General features: G+C 29.6%; 29 protein-coding genes and 3 pseudogenes. 17 read left to right on the plus strand and 15 right to left on the minus strand.

What is annotated here, in order from left to right; all coding sequences use genetic code 11:
• Positions 1 to 8: 8 nt before the first annotated feature.
• Positions 9 to 1,943, minus strand: coding sequence for an LTA synthase family protein (locus MOV50_RS02520; RefSeq protein ID WP_321778858.1), 1,935 nt, complete (start codon positions 1,941 to 1,943; stop codon positions 9 to 11).
• 114 nt (positions 1,944 to 2,057) lie between these two features.
• Here MOV50_RS02520 and MOV50_RS02525 point away from each other — a divergent pair, with 114 nt between their 5' ends.
• The 8 genes and pseudogenes from MOV50_RS02525 to MOV50_RS02560 all read left to right on the plus strand — a co-directional run bounded on the left by MOV50_RS02525 (position 2,058) and on the right by MOV50_RS02560 (position 8,238).
• A complete protein-coding gene (locus MOV50_RS02525; protein WP_321778859.1) occupies positions 2,058 to 2,924 on the plus strand; it encodes an NAD-dependent epimerase/dehydratase family protein in 867 nt (288 codons plus the stop codon).
• Between the two features lie 16 nt (positions 2,925 to 2,940).
• Positions 2,941 to 3,831 (plus strand): glucose-1-phosphate thymidylyltransferase RfbA, encoded by an 891-nt coding sequence (rfbA, locus tag MOV50_RS02530; protein ID WP_321778860.1) that lies wholly within the window; start codon positions 2,941 to 2,943, stop codon positions 3,829 to 3,831.
• Positions 3,828 to 4,403 carry a dTDP-4-dehydrorhamnose 3,5-epimerase gene (gene rfbC, locus MOV50_RS02535; protein WP_321778861.1) on the plus strand — a complete coding sequence of 192 codons (576 nt, stop codon included), beginning with the start codon at positions 3,828 to 3,830 and terminating at the stop codon, positions 4,401 to 4,403. The genes rfbA and rfbC overlap by 4 nt, the downstream gene beginning before the upstream one ends.
• Positions 4,396 to 4,983, plus strand: a complete 588-nt coding sequence (gene rfbD / locus MOV50_RS02540; protein ID WP_321778862.1) for a dTDP-4-dehydrorhamnose reductase — start codon at positions 4,396 to 4,398, stop codon at positions 4,981 to 4,983. The genes rfbC and rfbD overlap by 8 nt, the downstream gene beginning before the upstream one ends.
• Before the next feature lie 35 nt (positions 4,984 to 5,018).
• Complete coding sequence (locus MOV50_RS02545; RefSeq protein WP_321779630.1) at positions 5,019 to 5,261, plus strand: sugar nucleotide-binding protein; 243 nt, start codon at positions 5,019 to 5,021, stop codon at positions 5,259 to 5,261.
• Positions 5,258 to 6,264, plus strand: a pseudogene (gene rfbB, locus MOV50_RS02550) (dTDP-glucose 4,6-dehydratase). The gene MOV50_RS02545 and the pseudogene rfbB overlap by 4 nt, the downstream one beginning before the upstream one ends.
• Entirely contained in the window at positions 6,261 to 7,313 is a 1,053-nt protein-coding gene (locus tag MOV50_RS02555; RefSeq protein WP_321778863.1) for a glycosyltransferase, read from the plus strand. Before rfbB ends, MOV50_RS02555 begins: the two are co-directional and overlap by 4 nt.
• Positions 7,314 to 7,356: 43 nt before the next feature.
• Complete coding sequence (locus MOV50_RS02560; protein ID WP_321778864.1) at positions 7,357 to 8,238, plus strand: glycosyltransferase family 8 protein; 882 nt, start codon at positions 7,357 to 7,359, stop codon at positions 8,236 to 8,238.
• Positions 8,239 to 8,258: 20 nt separating this feature from the next.
• Here the strand turns inward: MOV50_RS02560 and MOV50_RS02565 are convergent, their stop codons facing one another.
• From MOV50_RS02565 to MOV50_RS02610, 10 genes and pseudogenes are all read right to left on the minus strand, one after another.
• Entirely contained in the window at positions 8,259 to 8,624 is a 366-nt protein-coding gene (locus MOV50_RS02565) for an FdtA/QdtA family cupin domain-containing protein (RefSeq protein ID WP_321778865.1), read from the minus strand.
• Positions 8,617 to 8,919: pseudogene (locus tag MOV50_RS02570) on the minus strand (GDP-mannose 4,6-dehydratase); the annotation flags it as partial. The gene MOV50_RS02565 and the pseudogene MOV50_RS02570, both read right to left, overlap by 8 nt.
• Positions 8,889 to 9,023 carry a hypothetical protein gene (locus MOV50_RS02575; RefSeq protein WP_415846375.1) on the minus strand — a complete coding sequence of 45 codons (135 nt, stop codon included), beginning with the start codon at positions 9,021 to 9,023 and terminating at the stop codon, positions 8,889 to 8,891. The gene MOV50_RS02575 and the pseudogene MOV50_RS02570, both read right to left, overlap by 31 nt.
• On the minus strand, positions 9,020 to 10,015 hold the full coding sequence (locus MOV50_RS02580; RefSeq protein WP_321779631.1) for a DegT/DnrJ/EryC1/StrS family aminotransferase: 996 nt from the start codon (positions 10,013 to 10,015) through the stop codon (positions 9,020 to 9,022). Before MOV50_RS02580 ends, MOV50_RS02575 begins: the two co-directional genes overlap by 4 nt.
• 309 nt (positions 10,016 to 10,324) lie before the next feature.
• Positions 10,325 to 11,179 carry a glycosyltransferase gene (locus MOV50_RS02585; protein WP_321778866.1) on the minus strand — a complete coding sequence of 285 codons (855 nt, stop codon included), beginning with the start codon at positions 11,177 to 11,179 and terminating at the stop codon, positions 10,325 to 10,327.
• 118 nt (positions 11,180 to 11,297) lie between these two features.
• Positions 11,298 to 12,539, minus strand: coding sequence for an O-antigen ligase family protein (locus MOV50_RS02590; RefSeq protein WP_321778867.1), 1,242 nt, complete (start codon positions 12,537 to 12,539; stop codon positions 11,298 to 11,300).
• A complete protein-coding gene (locus MOV50_RS02595) occupies positions 12,532 to 13,353 on the minus strand; it encodes a glycosyltransferase (RefSeq protein ID WP_321778868.1) in 822 nt (273 codons plus the stop codon). The genes MOV50_RS02590 and MOV50_RS02595 overlap by 8 nt, the downstream gene beginning before the upstream one ends.
• Positions 13,350 to 13,970 carry a glycosyltransferase family 4 protein gene (locus MOV50_RS02600; RefSeq protein WP_321778869.1) on the minus strand — a complete coding sequence of 207 codons (621 nt, stop codon included), beginning with the start codon at positions 13,968 to 13,970 and terminating at the stop codon, positions 13,350 to 13,352. The genes MOV50_RS02595 and MOV50_RS02600 overlap by 4 nt, the downstream gene beginning before the upstream one ends.
• A gap of 71 nt (positions 13,971 to 14,041) precedes the next feature.
• Positions 14,042 to 14,458, minus strand: a complete 417-nt coding sequence (locus MOV50_RS02605; protein ID WP_321778870.1) for a glycosyltransferase — start codon at positions 14,456 to 14,458, stop codon at positions 14,042 to 14,044.
• On the minus strand, positions 14,448 to 15,191 hold the full coding sequence (locus MOV50_RS02610; protein ID WP_321778871.1) for a glycosyltransferase family 2 protein: 744 nt from the start codon (positions 15,189 to 15,191) through the stop codon (positions 14,448 to 14,450). Before MOV50_RS02610 ends, MOV50_RS02605 begins: the two co-directional genes overlap by 11 nt.
• A gap of 51 nt (positions 15,192 to 15,242) precedes the next feature.
• Between MOV50_RS02610 and MOV50_RS02615 the strand changes: the two genes are divergently transcribed.
• Positions 15,243 to 16,544, plus strand: a complete 1,302-nt coding sequence (locus MOV50_RS02615) for a PIG-L family deacetylase (protein WP_321778872.1) — start codon at positions 15,243 to 15,245, stop codon at positions 16,542 to 16,544.
• A 95-nt stretch (positions 16,545 to 16,639) separates the two neighbouring features.
• On the opposite strand, the gene MOV50_RS02620 is transcribed toward MOV50_RS02615, so the two are convergent.
• Together MOV50_RS02620 and MOV50_RS02625 are read right to left on the minus strand one after the other, a co-directional pair.
• Positions 16,640 to 17,212, minus strand: coding sequence for a glycosyltransferase (locus MOV50_RS02620; RefSeq protein WP_321778873.1), 573 nt, complete (start codon positions 17,210 to 17,212; stop codon positions 16,640 to 16,642).
• Positions 17,213 to 17,500: 288 nt separating this feature from the next.
• On the minus strand, positions 17,501 to 17,683 hold the full coding sequence (locus MOV50_RS02625; protein ID WP_321778874.1) for a hypothetical protein: 183 nt from the start codon (positions 17,681 to 17,683) through the stop codon (positions 17,501 to 17,503).
• 55 nt (positions 17,684 to 17,738) lie between these two features.
• On the opposite strand from MOV50_RS02625, the gene MOV50_RS02630 reads away from it, so the two are divergent.
• A complete protein-coding gene (locus MOV50_RS02630; protein ID WP_321778875.1) occupies positions 17,739 to 17,879 on the plus strand; it encodes a hypothetical protein in 141 nt (46 codons plus the stop codon).
• Positions 17,880 to 17,977: 98 nt separating this feature from the next.
• Positions 17,978 to 18,484 (plus strand): hypothetical protein, encoded by a 507-nt coding sequence (locus MOV50_RS02635; RefSeq protein WP_321778876.1) that lies wholly within the window; start codon positions 17,978 to 17,980, stop codon positions 18,482 to 18,484.
• On the opposite strand, the gene MOV50_RS02640 is transcribed toward MOV50_RS02635, so the two are convergent.
• Positions 18,453 to 19,433: a glycosyltransferase family 9 protein gene (locus MOV50_RS02640; RefSeq protein ID WP_321778877.1), complete on the minus strand. Its 981-nt coding sequence runs from the start codon at positions 19,431 to 19,433 to the stop codon at positions 18,453 to 18,455. The genes MOV50_RS02635 and MOV50_RS02640 overlap by 32 nt on opposite strands.
• 3 nt (positions 19,434 to 19,436) lie before the next feature.
• Positions 19,437 to 20,763: pseudogene (locus MOV50_RS02645) on the minus strand (UDP-glucose dehydrogenase family protein).
• Positions 20,764 to 20,825: 62 nt separating this feature from the next.
• Here MOV50_RS02645 and MOV50_RS02650 point away from each other — a divergent pair.
• The 6 genes from MOV50_RS02650 to waaF are packed head-to-tail and all read left to right on the plus strand — an operon-like array spanning position 20,826 to position 25,667.
• Complete coding sequence (locus tag MOV50_RS02650; RefSeq protein ID WP_321778878.1) at positions 20,826 to 20,978, plus strand: hypothetical protein; 153 nt, start codon at positions 20,826 to 20,828, stop codon at positions 20,976 to 20,978.
• Positions 20,975 to 22,084: a glycosyl hydrolase gene (locus MOV50_RS02655; RefSeq protein WP_321778879.1), complete on the plus strand. Its 1,110-nt coding sequence runs from the start codon at positions 20,975 to 20,977 to the stop codon at positions 22,082 to 22,084. The genes MOV50_RS02650 and MOV50_RS02655 overlap by 4 nt, the downstream gene beginning before the upstream one ends.
• A gap of 8 nt (positions 22,085 to 22,092) precedes the next feature.
• On the plus strand, positions 22,093 to 22,755 hold the full coding sequence (locus MOV50_RS02660; RefSeq protein WP_321778880.1) for a phosphatase PAP2 family protein: 663 nt from the start codon (positions 22,093 to 22,095) through the stop codon (positions 22,753 to 22,755).
• Positions 22,755 to 24,209 (plus strand): LTA synthase family protein, encoded by a 1,455-nt coding sequence (locus tag MOV50_RS02665; RefSeq protein WP_321778881.1) that lies wholly within the window; start codon positions 22,755 to 22,757, stop codon positions 24,207 to 24,209. Before MOV50_RS02660 ends, MOV50_RS02665 begins: the two co-directional genes overlap by 1 nt.
• Positions 24,184 to 24,669: a sulfatase-like hydrolase/transferase gene (locus MOV50_RS02670; RefSeq protein ID WP_321778882.1), complete on the plus strand. Its 486-nt coding sequence runs from the start codon at positions 24,184 to 24,186 to the stop codon at positions 24,667 to 24,669. The genes MOV50_RS02665 and MOV50_RS02670 overlap by 26 nt, the downstream gene beginning before the upstream one ends.
• Positions 24,666 to 25,667, plus strand: coding sequence for a lipopolysaccharide heptosyltransferase II (gene waaF, locus MOV50_RS02675; protein ID WP_415846376.1), 1,002 nt, complete (start codon positions 24,666 to 24,668; stop codon positions 25,665 to 25,667). The genes MOV50_RS02670 and waaF overlap by 4 nt, the downstream gene beginning before the upstream one ends.

Raw genomic sequence — 25,667 nt, forward strand, 5'->3', positions numbered from 1 at the left:
ATACTTTCCTATTTCTTATGTGACTTGATTAGGTATTCAGTTACTGCCAATGAGGCTTTGTAATACTCAGAACACTCTTTTTGCTCATCCGATATAGCTTTAGTAGCTTTAAACCCACCATTTTTCAACATTATAACACCTGCATCATTAAAACCACAATGTAAAATATTTTTATCGAGTAGGTTAGTTCCTATAGCTGTATATTTTTTATTATAAAGAGTTAAGTTATAAAGTGTTGGGAATATATCTTTATGAGAGGATGCTACAGTTGTATCAATAGCTTCTTTTTGCTTCATATCATCTGGTAAATATATATAAAAGGGGACTCTTTTTGTTTGAGTATAGTAATCATCATATTTCATTACACCTTCAACTGTATTATTATCAGCAGTAATTGCTACCACACTATTTTTTGCTAATGATGAACTTTTTATCTTGTCTAAAAACTCACCTGCACTATCAACAGCATAAGCATAATCTTTGAATCTTCTCTTTAATAAATCTAAATCTCCACTTATGTGTTCTTTTAAATCTTTTGATATTTCTAAAGAATTTGATTTATAATGAGTTGGAATAGTGTATGGAGGGTGGTTATTAGTTGTCAATACAAATATAAACTGTGGTTTGATAGCATTCTCTAACATTTTATAAACATAGCTGTATAAGTACTCATCAAAGACACCCCAGTCGTGAGAGATAGAATCAATATTTTTATCTAAGGATATTGCTATCGCACCTTTTCCTCTTGTATGCTCAAAGCCCTGTCTTGACATAAAACTACCAACATTTCTCCAAAACAAATCTCCACCATATACGAAGCTTGTTTCATATCCTGCATCTGCATAGACCTTTGCACTTGCTTGTGTAAAATGAGTGTTTAAATATGAACTTTGGGCAAATGATGTAGATTTTGGGCGAGCTGTAATATTTAAAAGCAAGGGTTCAAGAGAAACTATTGTTCCATTAGAACTTGAGATAAAAGATGTAAATAATATATCTTCTTCAAAATGTTTTTTTAGTTTTCCCATGATATTGAAACTGTCACTTTGGTAATCAAAAAGAGGCATTCCAAAACTTTCAACCATTATAACTACAACATGAGGCAGCCTACCTTTTAGTTGTTTATTTTTTGATGTTTGTTGAACTAAATTATTTAAAAGGTTCTTTCTATCAATATCTTTAGTCTGTTTAAAGACTTCAAAGGCTTTTGGCATCTTGCCTCTATATCCAACAGTTTTTATTAGGTTATAATTTCCGGTCTTACTCTTAGTGTATTGGTTATATGAATCAAAAATAGCAAAGCTTGGAGTTTGTGGTAGTCTGTTAACAAGTGGATCTTGACTGACATCTGAGATGCTGTATGCCAAGGGAAAAATACCTACTGAACCTCTACCCAATAATGCTACTCCTACAATAATAAAAAGAAAAATAGCTAGTTGGTTGAACCATCTAATACTAAACTCGAATTTATTATGAACTTTTATAATTTTTAAAATTATAAAATATAAAAAAGTAAAAAATCCGATTATTAACAAGCCTACTAATGGAACATTATAGTTTTGCAAAGCCGTATTAACTAGTGCACTTGTATCATCATCAAAAACGCCAAATATCATGAGTGTAGAGTGCTCTCCAAAAAAAGAAAAATATGTTAAATCAGCAAAAGTAAGAGATGCTAAAAAAGTTAAAAATAAGATGAAATATAGTCTATAAAAAGTATAGAGGTATTTTTGAATAAACTTAATCCTTAATATCCATATAACAAATATTAATAATACTCCAACTGCATTTATGTAAGCCATCATACTTGCATCTAATCTAAAGCCTAAAAAGAAAGCATCAAGTAATTCTATATAAGAATAATCATTTGTTGCACCATAGTTTAAAAATAAATAAATCCTTGAGAGTGTCATTAATAAAAGGATTACTAAAGATAATTTCATAATTGAATATAGTAAATTGATTAAAAAATTGAAATGTTGATATTTTTGCATTTGCAATTATACAGTTTTAATCATCTTTTTAGTAAAATAACAAACTTTTAATCAAGGCAAAAAATGAAAAAATGTATTTTAGTGACTGGTGGTGCAGGATTTATTGGTAGTAATCTATGTGAGTGCCTAGCACAAAACAAAAATAATGAAGTATATAGTCTAGATAATTATTTTACAGGCTCTAAAGAAAACCATGTAGCCCATGTAACTTATATTGAAGGTTCTACTTCAGATATTGAAGATTTAGTGAATTTTTCACCAGATATGGTCTATCATCTTGGAGAATACTCAAGAGTTGAGCAAAGTTTTGATGACATAGAGAAAGTTTGGCAATTTAACAAAGATGGTATTTTTGCAGTACTACAATTTGTTAGAAAACATGGATGTAAAATACTATATGCTGGAAGTAGTACAAAGTTTGGAGATGGAGGACTTGGAAGAAGTGCTAGTCCCTATGCTTGGACAAAGGCAACAAATACTGAGCTTGTAATGAACTATGGAGCATGGTTTAATATTCCTTATGCAATTACTTATTTTTACAATGTTTATGGAAATAGAGAGATTCAAACAGGAAAATATGCAACACTTATAGCCCTCTTTAAAGAAAAAATGAAAAATAATGAACCTCTTACTATCGTTAGCCCAGGTACACAAAAAAGAAACTTCACTCACATAGATGACATCATAAATGGTTTAATTCTTGTAGGTGAGAACGGTTATGGAGATGAGTTTGGCATCGGAAGTCCAGAAGCTTTTAGTATAAAAGAAATTGCACAAATGTATGAAGGTGAAATTCAGATGCTACCAGAGAGAAAAGGTAACAGAATGACTGCTGATGTAATGACAGCTAAGACTGAAGCTTTGGGCTGGAAACCGACTAGAACAATTAAAAAATATATTGAAGAACTAAGAAATAACAATTGGCAATAAGAATTAAAGGAACTAAATGAAAGGAATTATTTTAGCAGGAGGGTCTGGTACAAGACTTTATCCTATAACAAAAGGTGTTAGCAAGCAGCTTGTTCCCATCTACGATAAGCCTATGATTTACTATCCACTTTCAGTTTTAATGCTTTGTGGAATTACTGAAGTTTTAATTATTTCTACTCCTAAGGATTTGCCAAGATTTGAAGAACTACTTGGTGATGGCTCTGCCATCGGGATGAACTTTAGCTATAAAGAGCAACCTTCCCCTGATGGACTTGCACAAGCTTTTATACTGGGTGAAGAGTTTATAGGTGCTGATAATGTTTGTTTAGTCCTTGGTGATAATATATTCTACGGACATGGCTTAACTGACCTTCTCACTCAAAGTGTTAAACACGCAGAACAAGAAAATAAAGCAACAGTCTTTGGTTACTATGTAAAAGATCCTGAGAGATATGGTGTTGCTGAGTTTAATGAAAACGGTGATGTGACAAGTATTGAAGAAAAACCTACTAAACCTAAGTCTAACTATGCAGTTATTGGTCTATATTTTTATCCAAATGATGTAATTAAAAAAGCTAAAGATGTAAAACCAAGTGAGAGAGGTGAGTTAGAAATAACTACTCTTAACCAAGATTATCTCAATGATGAGAGACTTAAGGTTGAACTTATGGGTAGAGGTTATGCTTGGCTTGATACTGGTACACATGAAAGTCTTCTAGAAGCATCTCAATTTATACAAACTATTGAAAATCGTCAATCTTTAAAAGTTGCTTGTATTGAAGAAATAGCTTATGAAATGGGATATATTTCTAAAGAAAAACTTCTTGAATTAGCAGAGCCTCTAAAGAAAAATCAATATGGACAATATCTTATTAGAAGAGCTGAGGAAGGTGTTATAAAACGATGAACTTTATAAGAACAGAAATTCCTGATGTTGTTATCTGTGAACCTAAAGTTCATGGGGATACTCGTGGCTATTTCGTTGAGACATTCCGCCAAGATAAACTTGAAGATTTTTTGGGATTTAAAATAAACTTTTGCCAAGACAATGAATCTAAAAGTTCTAGAGGCGTTCTTCGTGGTCTTCACTATCAGTTAGTTCCCTCTGCTCAGACAAAACTTGTTCGCGTAATCCAAGGAAAAGTTTTAGATGTTGCGGTTGATATTAGAGTAGGAAGTCCTACATTTGGTAAGTATGTAGCAGTAGAACTTACAAGTGAAAATAAAAAACAACTTTTAGTGCCTCGTGGATTCGCTCATGCTTTTGTTGTTTTAGAAGATGACACAATCTTTGCTTACAAAGTTGATAACTATTATAGTCCTGAAAATGATAGAGGTATTGCTTTTAATGATTCAGATTTAGGAATCAACTGGCAAGTAGATGCATCTTCTCTTAATCTCTCTGCAAAAGATAAAACACAACCAAAACTAAAAGAAACAAATGATTTATTTGAGTACGGAATAAATTATTATGAATAGTGTTTTAGTAACTGGTTCAAAAGGGCAAGTTGGTAATGAACTTAACGAATTAGCATCTGAGTACCAATATAATTTTCTCTTTACAGATAGAAACTCTCTTGACATAACTAATAAACAGAGTATTAGAAACTTTATAGATATGAATAACATAGACATTATAATAAACTGCGCAGCCTATACAGCAGTTGATAAAGCTGAATCTGACAAAAAACAAGCAGATGCTATAAATCATCAATCAGTTAAATATTTAGCACAAATATCAAAAGAAAAAAATATAAAACTTATTCATATCTCAACTGATTATGTATTTAATGGCAAAAATTATAAGCCATATATTGAAAGTGATTTTACAGCTCCTAGCAATATCTACGGCAAGAGTAAACTCGATGGTGAAAAAGCACTACAAGACATAAATCCAAAAAATTCTATTATCATTAGAACATCTTGGATTTACTCATCATTTGGAAGTAATTTTGTTAAAACCATGCTTAGACTTGGAAGTGAGAGGGAAGAACTTGGAGTTATATTTGACCAAGTCGGCACTCCTACTTATGCAAAAGATTTAGCAAGAACTATTTAGATATATTACCAAAGATAACAAACAATGAAATAGAAATTTACAACTACTCAAATGAAGGTGTTCTCTCTTGGTATGACTTTGCAAAAGAGATTATGAGGATGGCAAAAAAAGATTGTAAAATAAATCCAATAGAAACAAAAGAGTATCCAACACCAGCATCTAGACCACACTATTCTTTACTAAATAAGTCTAAAATAAAACAAAAATTCAATATAGAAATTCCTTTTTGGAAAGATAGTCTAGATGCATGTCTAAAAGTTTTAGGAGAAAAAAAATGAAACACAATATATTAGTTACAGGATGCGCAGGTTTTATAGGAAGTAATTTTGTTCCTTATTTTTAGAAAAATATCCTGAGTACAATATTATAAATCTTGACCTACTTACTTATGCTGGAAATTTACAAAACCTAAAAGAGTGTGAAGATAATCCTAAATATAAGTTTATTAAAGGTGATATTTGCAACCGTGAACTTGTAGAGTTTATATTTAACGAATATGATATAAATGGTGTAATTCATTTCGCTGCAGAGTCTCATGTTGACAATTCTATTAAAAATCCAGGTGTATTTATCCAAACAAATGTAAACGGAACTTATACTCTAGTTGATGTTGCCAAAAACTACTGGATGGATTCTCCTTTTAACTATAAAGATAAATATGAAAATTGTAGATTCCATCATATCTCAACAGATGAAGTATATGGAACACTAAACGAAACAGACCTTTTTACAGAAGAGACTCCTTATGCGCCAAATTCACCATACAGTGCATCCAAAGCAAGTTCAGATATGATAGTTAGAAGTTACCAAGAAACCTTTGGTCTTAACACAGTTATAACTAACTGTTCAAATAATTACGGTCCAAAACAACATGATGAGAAGCTTATTCCTACTATTATACGAAAAGCACTTAACGATGAAAATATACCAATCTACGGAGATGGTAAAAATATAAGAGATTGGCTTTATGTACTTGACCACTGCAAAGGAATAGACTTAGTCTATCATACTGGTAAAGAAGCTAATGTTTATAATATTGGTGGAAGGAATGAAAGAACAAACCTTCAAATAGTGGATGCTATCTGTTCAATATTAGATGAAAAAGTTCCAAAAAAATCAAGCTATAAAGAACTTATAGCATTTGTAAAAGACAGAGCTGGTCACGACAGAAGATATGCCATAGATGCTACTAAACTAGAGAACGAACTTGGCTGGAAAGCTGATGAAGATTTTGATAGTGGAATTGTTAAGACTGTTCAATGGTATTTGGAGAATATATGAAAACAACAAAAGAACCAACTGCACTAATTTGTCTATCTCACCATATAGGTGGGATGGAATTAGCAGCAACAAAATTAGCTAAGGTTTTGAGCAACTATGTTGACCTTACCTACATAGTAAAACAAAATACATTTATTCATAAAGAGTGTGATGAAAACCCAGACTACGAATTTGTAAAGTTTGAAACTATTAATTTTAGAACTACCATTATGAGCCCATCTATTATTTTTTCAGTTAGAGATATTGTAAAAAAGAATCATATTAAAAATGTTATTTTTGTTGGTGCTTCTGAGATGAAATCATTATATTTTGCATTTTTAGGACTAAATATTAACTTAATACTAAGACATGGAACCATTAAATCTCACCCTAAAAAAAGTTTTTTTCACACTCTTATTTATTCAAATGTATCAACTCATGTTGCCATATCAAAATATATGTCAGGAAATGTAAAATATATTATTCCTTTTGGCAAAAAAACAAACTTAAAAGTTATTGTCCCATCTTTAGCAAATAAACTTTCAACACTAGAACCAACTAACTCTGAAACATTCAGACTGCTTCATGCAGGTAGAGTTACTTCAGGTAAAGGAATTGACAAGGCAATAGAAGCCTGTGATATTTTAGATAAAAATAATATAGATTTCAAGTTTGATAACTTTGGACCAGCAGATTCAAAATACAGCCAACAACTTGAAGCATTACTTGAGAGTATAGATTATAAAAAAAATATCAATATAAATGGGTTTACGGATAAAATTTATGATGAGTATATGAAACATGATGTTTTCATCTTTCCAACTCCAGATGAGGGATATGGAAATGTTATGATGGAGTCTATCTCTCACGGAATAATTGTTTTAGCATTTGACAATACAGCAATTAGTAATTTTGGAGAGATGGGTTTTCATATACATCTAGTAGAAGACAAATCCTTAAATGCTTTAAAAGAAAAACTACTATATATTGCACAAAATTTAAAAGAAGAAAAACAATTAGCTTATAAAAATATTGAAAAAGCAAAAATTGTTTTTTTCTCCAGAGCGTGAAGCCATGGAATATATAGAACTTCTTAAATAATAGGATAATCATTTGAATACATACAATATAGCTATCGCATTTAACAAACTTTATCTACAGCATGCATGCGTAACAGTAATGTCTTTACTGGAAAATAACAAAAATTTAAAATTTAAAATCTATATTATTTATGATGGCCTTAATTCAAATGATATTTTATTAATGAATAACTTAGTATCATCTTATGATTGTACTCTTGTTTTTAAAGAAGTTGAAGATCATATGTTTGATAATGTTCAAACTAAAGGAAGACAAACAAAAGTTGTTTACTACAACCTACTAATTCCAAAGTTAATTAATGAATCCAGAGTCTATTATCTTGATGTTGATTTAGTAGTAAATGGTTCCATACAAGAGTTTTATGAACAGGATTTTGAAGACAATTATGCTGTTGGAGTTGAGGATTGGAAACTTTTTAATAGACATGAAACATTAAAAATGAAACTCACATCAAAATATCTCAATAATGGCTCAATGTTACTAAACTTAAGAAAGATTATAGATGATAATTTATATGACAAATATATTAAATGTATAAACACAATTGATGAACTTATTTTCTTAGATCAAGATGTTATCAACGCAGTAATTGATGGTAAATGGAAAGTAGCTCCCCTAAAGTATAATGCAATTAGCTCGTATGTTAGAGAGAGTTTTTTAGAAAATACATATTTTAAAAAAGAAGAGATTCTAGAAGCATACAATAATCCTGTAGTAGTTCACTATACAGGTGGACGTAAGCCATGGCACTATAAAAGCAGAAATAAATTCAGATATCTTTACTGGAAATATCTTGCTCTTACTCCTTTTAAAGATTACATAGAGCCAGATAGAACAGCTTTAAATATTATAAAGAAAAATATTACCACTTTCTCAAAAAAATATTTTAAATAAAATAGAGTTAAACTGCTTGACTAGTATCTATCATCGATATAATCATTTTTATCATAATATTCTGAAGCTATAACAAGTAATACGCAATCTTTAGAAAAATTTTGCATTGTATGCCAGTCTTTAGCCTCTACCAATAAACATTTTGAAGGGCTATCTAAAAGAAATGTTTCTGTTTCTTTTTTTTCATTTTCACAAAAAACATTACAGCTACCACTTGTAGACATTAGCAACTGTTTTGTTTTTTTATGCCTGTGTCCACCCCTCTGTTTTCCATCAGTATTATATATATAATAAACTCTTTTTATATCAAAATCAGTGATATTTTCCACTACACTAAGACAGCCTCTATCATCATTCATTGTTGGAAGATTAATTATTTTAGCCATTATATTTCTCCAAGTGCCATTCAATAGTTTTTATAATTCCACTCTTAAAGTTTTCATTAGCTCTCCAGCCAAGTTCACTTTCAAGTTTAGTTGCATCTATAGCATATCTTCTATCGTGTCCTGCTCTATCTTCTACAAATGTTATAAGTTCTTTATAGCTTGAATCTTTTGGAACTTTTTCATCATGCTGTTTAGGTCCATTGTTGTTTGAGCAATTAGTTATTACAGTGTTAAGACCAAAAGTCTCTTGATAAGATCTAACTATCATATCAGAACTAGCTTTAGAAGCAGAATACCAAAGTCACTACCATCACCTAACAACTCTTCAAAATTACCAATATATTGTAGAGTAGAAATTATCAGTATCTCATTTATGTCTGCTAACATAATTCCTTTCATTCTACCCACCCATTTAATACATCTATAACTTTCATTATTTCTTCTTTTGTATGACTATATGATAAGGGTAAGCTTAAAGTAGTATCATGAATTTCTTGACTAATTGAATAGTTTTCATTTTCCAATATACCTTGCATTGATTTTTGTTGATGTGGAGATTTAGGATAGTGAATTTCAGTTTTTATATTGTTTTCAAATAAATATTTTTTTAACTCATCTCTTTGTGCATGTCTAATATTAAATATATGATATACATCATAATAACTTTCTTCAACTACTGGTTTAATAAATTTATCATCCAAATTTTCAAGATATAACTTTGCTAGTGCTCTTTTTTGTTTTGTTATATCATCTAATATATTAAGTTTTATAGATAAAAATCCAGCTTGAATTTCATCAAGTCTTGAGTTGTATCCTAAATAATTATTATAGTATTTTTCACTACTACCATAATTCCTTAATGATTTTAACTTATTGTTATAGTTTTCATTATTGCAAGTAATCGCACCACCATCACCTAACGCACCTAAATTTTTAGTTGGATAAAAACTGAAACATCCTACACCAAAACTACCAACTTTTTGTCCTTTAAATTCAGCTCCATGTGCTTGAGCACAATCTTCTATAATTTCTAATTCATATTGACTTGCTATTTTTGTTATTTTATCCATCTCACAAGCTTTTCCGTACAGATGCACGACAAGAATAGCTTTTGTATTAGATGTGATTTTTTCTTCTATCTTGGCAGCGTCTATATTATATGTCTTAATATCAGGTTCAACTAATATTGGCTTAAAACCATTTCTTACAATTGCCATAATAGTAGCAATATAGGTATTTGATGGAACTATTATCTCACTGTTTTTAGGAAAATCAAAGGCATCTATCGCCAAAATTAAGGCATCTAAACCAGAGGCTACGCCTGAGCAATATTTTACATCACAAAACTCGGCAAACTCTTTTTCAAACTTTGTAACACTATCTCCAAGTATATACCATCCACTTTTTAAAAATTTACTAAAATAATTTTCATATTTGTCAAAAAGTTTTTCATTTACTTTTTTAAATTCTCAAATTCTATCACTATTCTTCTCCTTATAATAATTGGTTAAATAAGCTAAAAACATTAAAAAAAATACCAATACCAACTATTAAAGGTATAGATAAAATTGTTTTTCTATCTCTGTTTATAAGTGTTATTACAAACATTACTACCCAAAGAAGCATAAAAAATCTTAGTAAAGTTAAATTATCAACTGAGTAATTTAGCTTTTTCTAAAATATATTCAGCACGTTTTATATCAGTATGGAATTCTTCTAAATGTTTTTTTTCCTGCAAGTGCTATTTTTTCTCGTTCCTCTTCATTATCCAAATAATATTGACACAACTCTTCTAAATCACTCAAATCATCTTTACAATATACCACATGCTTCTTGTCTTCAAAGTTATTAGGAATATTTAACTGTGGTTTTTGAGTTATCATTAGACTTCCAACAGCTGGGACTTCCCAATAACGCATTGTATCCCAACCACCACCTCTAAAATTTATAACTATTTTACATCGTTTTAATTCTTCCAAATAAAAAGAACCTTTACGAGAATATTTACTGAATTTTTGATTTCGTTTTGTGCCATTAGCACTACAGTCAAATTTGTTTTCTAAGAGTTTTAAAACTTTAGTACGAATTTCACCTCCTGTTTCTACTGCCCAGAAAGAGACATCATAAATTTTTTCACTTGGTAATTTAGGAAGGCTATCAAGTCTAAACGAAATTTGCAAAGGAAATATATTATTATCATGTGTAGCATCTATAAGATATTCTCTTTTGAATATGTAATCAAACGGACGAATTTTTTGTGACTGTTCATAGAGTTCTGGACGACCAAAACCACCTAGATCGGACCCAACTTCATAACCATCTCCACCATCAATAAAAATAACAGGAATATTTTTATCAATATGTGGAATTATTTTTATATACTCTTCAAAACAATCTACCTTAGAAGCACCTACAATTACTGCGTCATAATTACTATTTAAGCGATTAAAAAATGACGAAAATAGTGAATTTTTTATATGTCCTAAATTTTTTGGATATTTTTTATAATTAATATGAAATTTTTTATTCCACTTAACATCTACAACATTTTGCACACCCAGTTTTTTAACTAGTCCACTGTATGTCAAATCTTGAACATAATCTGCTGAATGACTATTTATAAATAAAATTTTAATTGCAAATCCTTTAAAAAAATTATATCTAAATATAACTTTAGCTATGAATATTTTTTCTTGAAAGTCCTATCGCTATTCCTATAAAAACTAAAAACATTGCCGTTGTAAGTGTTGATTTTAAAACATTATTAAATAACATACTAAAAGTAAGTACCAGCATTATTGATGTAAACAATTTATTGTATTCTGTCTCTAAAATATTTAAATTATACATCTTATATAGTAACAACAAAAATAAAACAAATCCTACTAAACCAAGCCTATAAGACACAAAAGCATACTGAGAATGAGGTCTGTATTTAATTAATTTCTCATCCGTCATTAAAAATTCATTATATTTTTTGTACTTTGTCTGAATTAATGTAATATATTCTTGATAGTCATCTCCAATACCATGTCCAAAAAGTGGCTTCTGTGAACTACTATCTAAAGCAATTTTTGCTGTAACATACCTAATTCCAAGGCTACTATTATAGTTATCTTTATTTATTAGAATCTTAATATCATTAATTGCAGATAAAAATCTTTTTTGAGCAGAATCATTAAATGCATAAGCACCAAATACTAGTAAAACAAACATAACACTTGAAATTATTTTAATTTTTTTATTGACATCGAAATATTGAAATAAAAAGTATAACATTCCAATAAAAAATGAATATTGCCCCGTTCGTCCATTTGATTCTAAAAGCATATTAACAGTAATAAGAAATATCGCTATTAATATAATTTTACTAGTTGTACTAGACTTTAAAGTCAATATTAAATAGAACAATGAAAGCGAAGATAAACATAGATATATACTGTAATCTATAGAATCTAAAAACCAGTAAATTGGAAATTTATTTATAGGATGTATAATATTAAACTGCAACCCATATGAAATAAAAAGAGAAATAAAAGATGCAAAGATGAAAGAATATAAAAAATATTTATAATTATATTTTGTCACAATAGTTGCAAAAGGCACTAGAACTATCCAATATATATAATCTTCAATTTCTTTAATTCCAGCATTGACACTATCACTCCAAAACAGAGAAATCAATATATAAGTTATAAAAACAATAATATATTTAAAAATTGGGAATTCTTCTATAATTGTTTTAAAATTAATATAATAAGAGCTAAACAGCCAAAATAAAAATACTAAAATGGACGATGTTCTAGATAAAGCAGTAGAAAATGGAATTACAAGAATGAATATATGCAAAAGAAATATAAGTACCTTATCTATATAAACTTTTTTTTCTGAAATAATATTAACAAAACTATTCATGTTTATCTAATCCTTGATTACAAACATACTTTTTATTTTTTTTGTTTTTATTAAATCTTTCCCTTTGCTCTAAAGATGTAGGATTATTTTGTTTTTTATGATACAAATGAAATGTATTTGCGATATTTTTACATGAAACCAACTTCAATCCATAAGCTTGAAATCTCCAATCTAAATCAACATCATCAGGCAGTGATGATTCTCCATAACTTTCATCAAATCCATTTATAGCTATCATCGCTTCTTTGTAACAAGAAAAATTACAACCTATCAAGCTAGTGTTTCGTTTTCGTTTTGACATGATACCTTTATAAATAAAAGAGTCTGCATCTACATGAACACCCTGCTCAAACCTAGCATTTCGGTCAAACATTAAAGTAAATCCAAGTAAAAAATAGAATTTTTCCAGAGTATATGAAGAAAGTGATTTATCTCGAAACTTTTTAGTCAATTCTGCATTTAAATTCACCCTTCTTCCCGCAAGTACTCTATCCTTTTGAGCTAAAGAAACATGTCCTTGTACAAAAGTAGAGTAAGGAATAATATCTCCATCTAAAAATATAAGATACTCTCCGCTCGCTTTTAAAATACCATTATTTTGAGATCTTGATTTTCTTACACCATTATCTTCTTGAAAAGTATGTTTAACATCTAGTCCTGCTATAGATGCTACATAGTTTTTCATCTCTATTGAGTTGTTATCCTCTGCTACAATAACTTCAAAGTTTTTATAAGTCTGTTTTTTTAACGCCCTAATTATTAAATCCAAAGACTCTATATCTTTATATACTGCTATTACAATACTAACTTTCACATTAACTCTTTTAAAATATTTTTTAATTTCTCAAACTGTAACTCATTTGAAAATTTCTCATTACACTTATCTTGTCCAGATTTTGCAATATTTAATGCTAATTCTTGATTATTTATTAGTTTCTCAATCGAAGATGCTAAGCTCTCATAATTTTGATTCTCAAATAGTAAACCTGTTTTTTCATCATCTATTATCTCAACAACCCCACCGCTGTTTGCACCAATAACAGCAGTACCAACCTGCATAGCCTCTATAAGTACAAGTCCAAAAGTTTCTTTCTTAGATGCAAGTACAACAGCGTCACATATTTGATAAAAATGATGTGGATTCTTCATAAAACCTAAAAAATGTATATTATTTTCTAGTTTTCTTTCTCTAGTATCTTTCTTTAGCATCTCCAAGTAAGATTCCTCCATAGCATGACCAACAAAATAAGCATGGACATTCATACCTTGTTTAACTAAAACATCAACAGATTCTATTAGTAGATGCTGTCCTTTAGCCTCATTTATACGGCCAACCATTCCAAGGTTAAAACTATTATCATTGAAATTTAGTTCTAACTTTAACTTATCTACTTCATCAGCATCTAGCATCTCAGGTTTATCTGAACCCATATACAAAACTTCAACTTTTGGTCTTATATCTTGAGGTATAAATTTCTCTAATTGACCTTTAACCTGATAAGTTACCGTAGTAACAAATCCATATTTTTATACATTAGTCTATGATAAAAGTCATTTTTAAATCTAGTCATGGTCATATTTCTTGTTTGTATTATTTTAGGCTTTCTTTTAGATAATAGTTTCGATAATACTACAAAAGGGATATCTTTTGTCCAATGCATATGAATAGCATCTACCTTTTCTTCATCAATTATTTTAGCTAATTTTTTTGCAGCACCAAACATAAAAAGGTTAGATGTTTTTTTAATTTTTATATATTTATAATTTTCATCATAATATTGTTCTAATTTCGAGTCTTCGTTAATAATACTAATGGCATGAAAGTCATCACTCAAAGCTTTTGCAGCTCTTACCATATAAAGTTCAAGTCCACCTAAATCAGGTGACATGCAAAGTTCAATAACTGTTTTACGATTCATTTTCTTGCATCTCCAGCATCAAAGCATACTTCATATATGAACTAAAAGCAGAAATAACTGCAACATTCCAGCCATGCACACCATGAAAAGCTCCACCTTTTAATACAAGTGCTTTAAATAAGGCTCCAACTCCATGTACAAACGGGTCAAGTGCAGAAGCTTTTTTTCCATCTTCGTAAGATATTCTAGCACCACGAGTTATAAACTTATGCGTAGTCTTAATCATGTGTGAGTAATCATCATATGAATAGTGCAGCATATCAGCATCTAATGCTTTTATATTTTTACTCTCAACTTTTGCATGTCCACCAACAGTTGAGTAAGAACATATATCACGATTATAGAGTCTTGTTACTCTATCTGGATACCAAAGTTTTATAAAGTTTTTACCCACAAATGTTTTTCTAGCGAAGGAAAAAGCTTCATAAGGAGTTTCATCAAGATTAATGTTTTTTATTGCTTCTATAGCATTAGCATCTAGTCTCTCATCAGCATCTATACTAAGTACCCATTTGTTTTTAGCCAAAGGTGCTCCAAAAGCTTTCTGTCCACCATCACCTAAGTACGCTTGTTTTACAACTTTAGCACCTAAAGACTCCGCTATTTCACAAGTTTTATCACTGCTCAAAGAATCAATAATTAAGACTTCATCACAAACTTCTTGAACTGATTTTATAACATCTTTTATATTTTTTTCTTCATTTAGAGTAATGATATTCGCGGTTATTTTCATAATCTTATTTTACCACAGTAAACTTTCGATACAATTTTATCAGGAGTTTTAATGATATTTATTTTACTATTTACAGCTTTACTAATTTATCTATTTATAGTTTATAAAAGAGCTAAGAAATACAAATATGACACATCAAAAGACTATGTTTATAATTTAGATAAACACTTAATATACGAATTGAAAACAACTAATAAAACTTTTATTTTAGAAGATAACTATAAAGATTTCGACTCACTATTTTTAAAAATAAATCTATCATTTAACATAAATTCATATTTTTTTAAACCTTTTATAAAAATAAAGGATACAAAACATTTTTTTGAATATGGAGCAAGAGGAGTAAGGTATTTAAATATATCATATCTTAAAGAAAAATCTAATGAACTAATTTTAAAAAATCTATCTTTAAACAACAATTCACTTTCTATATATGGTTATAAAAATAATATAAACTTATCGCAAAAAATACTTATTTTAGCACCACATGCTGATGATGCTGAAATAGCTGCATTTGGACTTTATAAAACTGCCAAAGATATAACAATAGTAACAACTACAGCCGGGGAACAAGGTTCTTGTAACTATTCTGATTTATATAATAATGATAGAACTGCTAATTCACTAAAAAAGGCCGAATTAAGAGTTTTAGATGCTACAACAATTCCACTATTAGGTAATGTTAATTATGAAAATTCTATCACACTAGGATACTTTGGAGGAAGTCTTAAATGGATGAATAAAAATAGAGACAAAGAAGCCACTTCAAATATATCTGGGATAGATAATATGAATCTATTTCGTAAAGTATCGCACTCAAATATTAAACTAGATTTAGAAACAAAACCAATATATTCCTCCTTCTTAAATGATTTAGAAGAAATTTTAAAACAGGTAAAACCAGATATAATTATAACTCCTCACCCTGCAATAGATAGCCATGAAGATCATAAATATACAACACAAATTACCATAGAAGCTATGAAGAATACAAAAGCTATTTCTAAGTTACTTCTTTATACAAACCACCTTGAACTTAGTGAAAGCTACCCTCTAGGGGGGATGCACTCTGCTGTATCTATTCCACCTAATACAAAAGAGTTTTATTATGATTCAATTTACTCTTTTACACTTAACTCAAACCTACAAATTGATAAATTTTTTGCCCTAGAAGCTATGCATGACTTACGGGATTCCCTTATATATATCTCTACTAAAAAAGCATTTAAACACTTAAACAAAATGTTTAAAAGACAAGTCACAGGTAAAGACAAAAGCTACTATAAAAGAGCTATTAGAGCGAATGAACTGTTTTTTGTAGTTAAGAATGAGAATATTGATAAGTTAAAGTGAGTAGGTATTTATATACTTATCAACTATATAAGAGGGAGTAAATTCTTCTAGATGTTTGTCAAAATTTATGTATATTTTTTCAGTTAAAGTTTGCATTATTTTTTTGCTAAAACTTCTTCATTAAAATCAACACGAAACTCAGCTAATTCATTTTTCATAATATCTTTTGCTCCGCCTTCAGTTTTGGCTGAAACTATTGGAGTATTGCAAGCTAAAGACTCTAAAAGTACATTGCCTAGTCCTTCTGCTTTGGAAGTAAATATAAAAAGTTCCGCATTTTTGACCCAAGGATATGGATTATCTAATGAACCTAACATTTTAACAGAATCTTTAAGGTTTAAACTATTTATTTGTTCTTGTATATTGTTATACTCTGCCCCATTTCCAATAATAATAAATTTTTTATCTAGTCCAAGATTTTGTTTTGCATAATTAAAAGCAGATACACACAATGATACATTTTTATTTGGTGTTATTCTTCCAAAATATACAATATATTCTTCATTTATATCTATTTTATATTCTAAAGCTCTTTTTTGAACCAATCCTACATCCATAGGATTGTAGATTATATTTATACTTTTTGGCTTAAACTTTGCAATATTTGCAGCCTCTAATATTTTTTGTTTTAACACCTTTAGAGATGCAAACAATATGCTTTTTATCATATAAACATCTTAAAAAAAAGTTTCGTATTTTAGAGCCAGTTGAAATAAATATACTTACCGAAACTTGTTTTATTCTATCGTCTTTAATTGTCCATATATATTCAAATGTTCCCTGCCCTCTAACTATAATTAGGTCAAATCTTCCATGTTTTTTTCTAAATTTATCAATTTATATTTAAATATTTCAGAAAAAAGAACTCCACTCCAAAAGAAATAACTTTGCCTAATAATTAAATTCATTATTCTTGAGAATATCTCCCAAAAAAAAACCAAAAATACTCAGACGCGCTATTTTTCAAGGTTAAAATGATGAAGATGAACATTCTTTTCTGGTTTAAGTCCTGCGTTTTTTGATTTAAAATATATTAAATGACTTTCATGCCCTTCATTTGCAAACGATTGAGAGATATTTATAGCTGAGCGTTCCATGCCGCCTATTTTTAAACTTCTTACTACAACTGCTACTCTCATCAATACCTCTTTTATATAATGGTATAATAACATATCCAATATAAAGAGAACACTTTTGTCACATAAACTTATTTTAAATCCAAAATTCAATACTTTTGAAGAAACTCTATTAAATATTAAAGATATATTTAACTCTTCAGATGAGAGCATACACAAAGCAAGAAATGAGCTTAAAATCATTGAATTAAACGGATAAAGTGTGTAGTTAAATCATTTAAAATCCCTCATATTGTAAATAGAATTGCTTATACCTTCTTTCGAGACGGCAAGGCAAAGAAGTCATACCTAAATGCAGTGAAACTTATAAAATTAGAAGTTAATACTCCTGAACCGATTGGCATCATAGAGTTCTTTAATAATGGTTTATTAAGTGAGAGTTATTTTATATCTATATATGAGCCTTATGACATTACTATTCGAGAGGTTTTTCATCATAAAGTAGAAAATTATACAAAAATTTTAAAAGAGTTTGTAAAATTTACATATGAGATACATCAAAAAGGGGTATGGCATGTTGATTATTCTCTTGGAAATATTCTTATTACTAAAAATAAAGACAATTCATACAGATTTTCTTTAGTTGACATTAACAGAATGGAATTTAAGAATATTTTAGCTCTTGATGGTTTAAAAAATTTCAACAAGTTCTGGGCAAAAGATGATAATGATTTAAATACCATTGCAATCGAGTATGCTTCTCTGGCAAAGGTAAGTGAAGATAAAGCGATAGAAATAGTAGTGAATGAAGCAAAATCTCTAGAAGCAAAAGTTAATTTAAAAAGAAAATTAAAGGGAAAATAATCTCTCTTTTATTTCTATAAAAAGTTTTTCTTTTTTCTCTCTTTTCATGAGGAATCATAAAGTTACTTTGTAATTCTTCATTCCCTATACCTTTCCACCTCTTTGAACTTGCAAAAAGTGAGTTAGCAAAAAATGTCATAGTTGGGGTTCCCACCATAGATGCTAAGTGATAAGTTCCAGTTGATGTTGATACAAAAAGCTTAAACTTACTGATGAGTTTAGCAAAATAGAGTATGCTTTCTTGAGAGTAGTAATATATTATATTATATTGCATTAATCTATCTTGCATCTCTTTATAAAGATCTAATTCATCTGGTCCAAAAGTTAAAACTACTTGATACTTATTAGCATCTAGCACTTCTTTTATTAATACTTCATATTCATCTAAATTCCAGTTAGCATCTGAAGATCCACCAAATCCTAGATGAAAAGCTATGATTTCTCTATCAACTCCATGATTTAAACAAAATATATCATAGACTTGAGTAGAATCATCAAAACTTAAAAGTGGTTTTGGATAGTTAAATTTCATATCTTTAAATAACTCTTTTGTTAGCTCAAGATTGTACTCAAACTCAGCCATTTTAACTTCACTTCTTCTCTGTTTTATTCTATTTGTATAAAAAATTTGTGCAATTTTTGTAGCTGGAGCGATTCGTTTTGAAATTCGTGCTAAAAATTGAGCTAATGCTATTCGGGTATTTGAAAAGAGAGTTATTGAAGCATCTATCTTTAACTTACGAATCTCTGAAGCAAAAGCCAAGATACTTTGTCCGCTATCAACGATAACCTCATCTATAAAATCACAAGACTCAGCTAGAGTTTTGTTAAGTGGTGCCACACAAGCTATAATCCTATTATTAGGATTATGATGCTTCAAAACATACATTGTTGGAAGTGCAGTTATAAAATCACCAAGCTTATCTGTGCGACATACAAGAATATTCAACTTTTAGTTTGCACCAATTTGAAAATATTCAAAACCATACTCGTTCATTTTTTCTTTCTCAAACTGATTTCTTCCATCAAAGAAAATAGAATTTTTCAAAAGCTTCTTCATCTCATCAAAATCAGGAGCACGAAATTCTTTCCACTCTGTAACAAGAATAACAGCATCTGCAACCTTTTAGAGCGTCATATTTACTATCTACATAAGAAACTTTATCGTTGCCTTTTAGGTAATAGCTCTCTGCCTCGTGACTAGCTTTAGGGTCATAAGCTAAAATTTTAGCACCTTTTTTTGTTAACTCATTTATAATCGTAATAGAGCTAGCTTCTCTCATATCATCAGTTTCAGGTTTAAAACTAAGTCCCCATATTGCAAAAGTTTTTCCATCTAGGTTTTCACCAAATCTTGCAATTACTTTGTTACTCATTACATATTTTTGATCATAATTAACTGCTTCAACCGCATCTAAGATTCTAGGGTTATATCCAAAATCTTTTGCTGTTTTTGCTAAGGCTTGAACATCTTTAGGAAAGCAACTTCCACCATAACCACAACCTGGATAGATAAAACTGTAACCTATACGACTATCACTTCCGATTCCATTTCTGACTTTATTTATATCTGCTCCAACTCTTTCACAAATTTGACTCATCTCATTCATAAAAGATATTTTAGTAGCAAGCATAGAGTTTGCTGCATATTTTGTCATCTCTGCACTTTTAATATCCATAGCTATAAATCTATCATGGTGCTTCATAAACGGAGAATATAACTCTCTCATAATATCCATTGCTTTTGAACTATCGGCTCCGATTACTACACGATCAGGATGTAAAAAATCTTGAATTGCTGCACCCTCTTTTAAAAACTCTGGATTTGAAACAATATCAAATTTTATATCAGCACCTCTTTTGTCTAACTCAGCTTGAATAGTAGTTCTAACCTTATCAGCAGTCCCAACAGGTACAGTAGACTTATCTACAACTACCATATAGTTTTTCATAGATTGACCAATAACTTTTGCTACGGAGAGAACATACTGTAAATCTGCACTTCCATTTTCTCCCATTGGAGTACCAACAGCTATAAAAGATATCGAAGAATTCTCGATTGCTTCTTGTGCTTTAGTTGTAAAAAAAAGTGTATTTATTTTATAATTTTCTAAAGTCATATCTTCTAAACCAGGTTCATAAATAGGAATAATTCCCTTTTTTAAATCTTCAATCTTTTTTTCATCTATATCTATACAAGTTACGCTATTCCCCATTTGGGCAAAACAAACTCCAGCAACTAAACCTACATATCCTGTTCCAATGACTGATATTTTCATTAAATAATTCCTCAAAAAATATAATTTAATTATTTTATCTTAAAAAGGATATAATTCGCCTTATGAAAGAACCATTTAAATGGGATGAATATTCCGACCAACCAGCACAACTAAAAGATAAAAACTATAAAGACGGTATGCGAAAAAAAGAGTCTGTTTCAATTTTAAAAACAATTTTACTAGCCTTCTTATTTTACCTGTTTCACTTGTTATGATGCCTTTTGTCAAAAGAAAAGAAGTTGATTCTAAAAACTTTTTCTCTCTTGGTGTAGACTACAAAAGAGAAGAGAAACTTACTCTTGAACTATTAGAAGAACTAAATGTAAAAAGAATACTAATTCGTTTTAAAACTTTGGAAATGAATGAGTTAGATGAACTAAAAGCCTTTATATTAAAAAATAAAAATAGAAAGATAATACTTAAGATACTTCAAGACAGAGAACATGTTGAAAACTTAGAACTCTTAGAAAGAGATTTAAAAACTATATTTATAAGTTTAGATGAACTAATAGATATTTATGAAATTGGCTCAACTAATAACAGAGCAAAATGGGGCTTCTTTTCTGTTAATGAATATTCTAAATTTTATAATGTTGCGTATAATTTGAAAAAAACAGACTTTAAAAATATAACTTTAATAGGAAGTGGAGTCATAGATTTTGAATACCATTTTACAGCGCACACACTGTTTAATTTTTTCAAATATAAATATGATGGAATAGCATCTTTACTCTATGTAGATAGACGAGGTGCTCCTGAAAATATGCAAATTGGATTTTCTCTCTCAGATAAAATTGCACTCTTAAGCACTATGATTTGGATAAGTCCGAAAACAAAAAATATCTTACACATTACTGAAACAAACTGGCCACTTAGTGAAACTGCACCGTATGCTCCTACAAGTGAACATGAGTGTGTTAGTGAAGCTTTATACGAAGACTTTATGCTTAGGTATTATTTTTTATCTTTTGCTTCTCAGCAGGTTGACTCTGTATCATGGCATCAGCTAATTGCTAGGGGTTATGGACTTGTGGATAATATTGACACTATTAAAAAGCGTTCAGCATTTTATGCATATAAGTATATGTTACAAACTTTGCAAAAAGCTCAATTTTTAAGACTAGATATAAAAAGAGGCTATTACATTTTACAGTTTTTAGTAGATGACAAACTTCTACAAATTCACTGGTCACTCAAACCAACAACACTTAAAAATGAAGATTTTTTTACAGTTTGTTCAAGTACAGGAAATTCCATAAATGAAAAAACTTTGCAAATTGGTTCATCTCCTTTATATATCTACATAAAAGACGGAGTATAATTTTATTTATGAATAAAAAATATTTAAATGTCAGCATCTATATCTGGATTTCTTTTTTAATCTCAGCATTAAATTTTATCTTTTTCCCACAAATTGACTTATTTATAGCATCTCTATTTTATGATGGTAAATCATTTTTCATGAATGGAATTTTTCTTGAAGAGTTGTTTTACTATTCTGTTAAACCTATCATTATATTTTTCGTTTTAACTACTATTGGTATTTTCTCCCATAATTATTTTAAGAAAAAAAATCTTTTTAACATTAATAATAAAGTTCTTTTATATCTTGTTTTAGTTTTAACAATTGCTCCTGTTCTCATAGTAAACACTACGCTAAAAGAAAACTGGGGTAGAGCAAGACCAGCACAAACTATTAACTTTGGAGGGAAAAAAGAATTTACTCCTGCATTTATCATGAGTAATCAAGATGGCTACTCTTTTTCTTCTGGTCACTCGGCTGCTGCTTTTAGTTTGATTGGGTTTGCTTTATTAGCACAAAGACGAAAAAAAATGTGGATAGCTTTAGCAATTAGCTACGGTATTTTAGTTAGCATCGCGCGGATGTCAGCAGGTGGACACTTTTTTAGTGATGTTGTAACTTCTTTTTTTATAGTCTATATCTCAACTCATATTATTTATAAATTGGTTTTTAAAGAGGATTCTATTTAGTGAATAAAAATCAGTTTACTCAAATAATTACCTTAGTATTATTTAGTTTTATAGTTTTAATGGCTATACGATTTACCCTTTATAACTTTTATATAGATGATTTTAGTGACCTTTCAACAAGTGAATTTTTCGCTTCACTTTTGATGGGCTTTCGGGTAGATATGATTACAATTTTTACTTTTTCTTCTATCTTTATTTTAATTCTTATTTTTCTTAAAAGCTCTAAAGTAAGAGCTAAAATTGCACTTCTTTGGGCTTTTGTATTAAACACAATTTTTGTTATCAGCTTTAGTGATGTTTTATATTATGATTATATTCATAGGCATATTTCAAATGAAATTTTTAATCTTGGCGATGATATAGATATAATAATCGGCATGGCATTTGGTTCTATGTTACCGTATACTTTAGGTGCAACTCTCATAAGCATCTTATTCTTATATTTAGTATTTAAACTATTTTCAGCAAAGTTAACTAGTTTTATTTCTGGTAAATATCTTCTAATATTAACTGTATTAACTATTTTAATCCTATTTATTGGCATTAGAAATAACTTTGGTGGGAAAAGTTTTGGAAGTAGTGACGCATATGCTGTAAATAAAGTGAGTAGTGGAAATCTTGCTTTAAATGGCTTTTTTACAATTTATAGAACTGCGAAAAAAACTATGAAGCATGACTTAATTGATTTTGATGAAGCTATAAAAACAACACAAAAACTACTCAAAACTCAAAATGCTCCATTTATAGATGCCAAGTACCCTTTAATGCGACAATATTCATTAAGAAACAAGGAAAAATATAATGTTGTAATTGTACTTTTAGAATCATTTGGTGCTGAACACATAGATGGATTTACACATTATAAAGAGTTAAATATTACACCTTATTTTAAAAAACTTAGTAATGAAGGTTTAAAATTTACCTCTTTTTATTCAAATGGATATCGTTCTATTTTTGGAATAACTTCCATTTTCACAGGTGTTACTATACCAGCAGGAGCGCAATACCTAGGAAAAGGTTTAGAGTTATCAAACTTAAGCTACCTTGGTGGTGTCGCTAAAGAAAATGGATATTCTACTATCTCTATGCAAGCAGGAAACAGACGTTCTTACAGAGTAGATGCTGTAAGTGCTTTAGCTGGATTTGATGAGTATTATGGCGCACAGGATATGCCAAATGTCGAAACAGTTGATAAAGGTAGAAAACCATTGACCGGCACTTATGATTTTAATATGCTTGATTTTTATCATAAAAAGCTAAATAAAATGAAAGAGCCTTTTTTAGGTTTTGCTTTTACATCTTCAACTCACTCAGACTTTCATCTACCAAGTAAAAAATTTGAAAGATATCCTCATGACTTAAAAAACTACAATGGTTCTTTAAATGCTTTTATATATGCTGATGACTCTATCCGTAGATTCATGCAAAGTGTTAAAAAAAGAACCTTGGTTTGATAGAACAATCTTTATATTTACATCTGATCATGGGAGTGGAAATGCTTTAAATCCTATCGCAAGAAAGTACAGACCTGATGATATAGCACTTCCTTCGATTGAACACTTTAGAATTCCTCTTATCATATATGCTCCTAAAATTTTTAAAGCAAAAGAGATTAAAACATTAGGTTCACATAATGATATATTTCCTACAATAGTAGATATACTAGGCTTTAAAGCTAATATAACTACAATGGGAAGTTCTTTATTTGATAAAGATATAGGTAAAAGATTTGTATATTTTTATGCAGGTAATCTCATTGGTCTTATAACAGATGAAGGATATATAAAATACAATTTTAAAAACATAGTAGAAACATCTTCAAATGATACACAAACAAAAAAGATGAAAAAACTTCTTTTTTGCGTAGATACTGCTGAGGCACAACTATTTCAAAAGAATAGGTGGACGAAATGATGTCTTGCAAGATATTGGTAATATTACCAAATTGGTTAGGAGATGCTATTATGGCAACTCCTGCTATCGAACTTCTAAGTAAGTATTATCACAATGTTGAGTTCACATTTGTTGGAAGTTATGTTAGCATCCAAGCACTTAAGCATCACCCTCTTTGCAAAAGGGCAATAGTAGATAAAACAAAAGAATCTGGAAACAGATATATAAATACATATAAACTTGCGCGTGAATTAGGAGAGTTTAACTTAGCAATAAGTTTTCGAAATCAACTTCACTCTTCTTTGCTTTTAAGATTTACATCAACTGTTATCTGCATAGCGAAAGAGTCATGGCACTCAAGATTTTTACTCTCTCACACGCCTAAAATAAGCTCAAAACAACATTTAGTAAAACAGTACGCTAAACTTGCAATGATTGACTCAGACACATTTAATGGTGACATACCTAAGTTAAAATTATATATAGAGCCTAAAAAGTTTAATAAACCTATGATTGGTATCAACGCAGGTGCAACCTACGGAAGTGCAAAAAGATGGTATCCACAAAGGTTTGCTAAAGTTGCAAAAGAGTTTGCAAACAAATATGACATTATTATTTTTGGTGGACCAAATGAAGTTGAAATGGCATCTGAGATAGAAGAAAATTTAAAACTATTAAACATTGGTAATTACATAAATCTAGCAGGAAAAACAAATATAAAAGAACTTTGTGCAAATATAGGTGGATGTTCTTTATTTATTACAAATGACAGTGGACCCATGCATGTAGCCGCTGCTTATCAAGTTCCAACCGTATCAATCTTTGGACCAACAAAGTATAAAGAAACTTCACAATGGATGAATGAGAAAAGCAATATCGTAAGACATGAAATGGATTGCTCACCATGCATGAGAAGAGAATGTCCGCTAGAACATCATGAGTGCATGAAAAGTATTACAGCTTCTGAAGTTATAGAAGCTGTAAATCTGGCACTAAATGCCGATACTCCCGTGGGCTAA

It is taken from the genome of Sulfurimonas sp., from assembly GCF_029027585.1.
GTDB lineage: Bacteria > Campylobacterota > Campylobacteria > Campylobacterales > Sulfurimonadaceae > Sulfurimonas.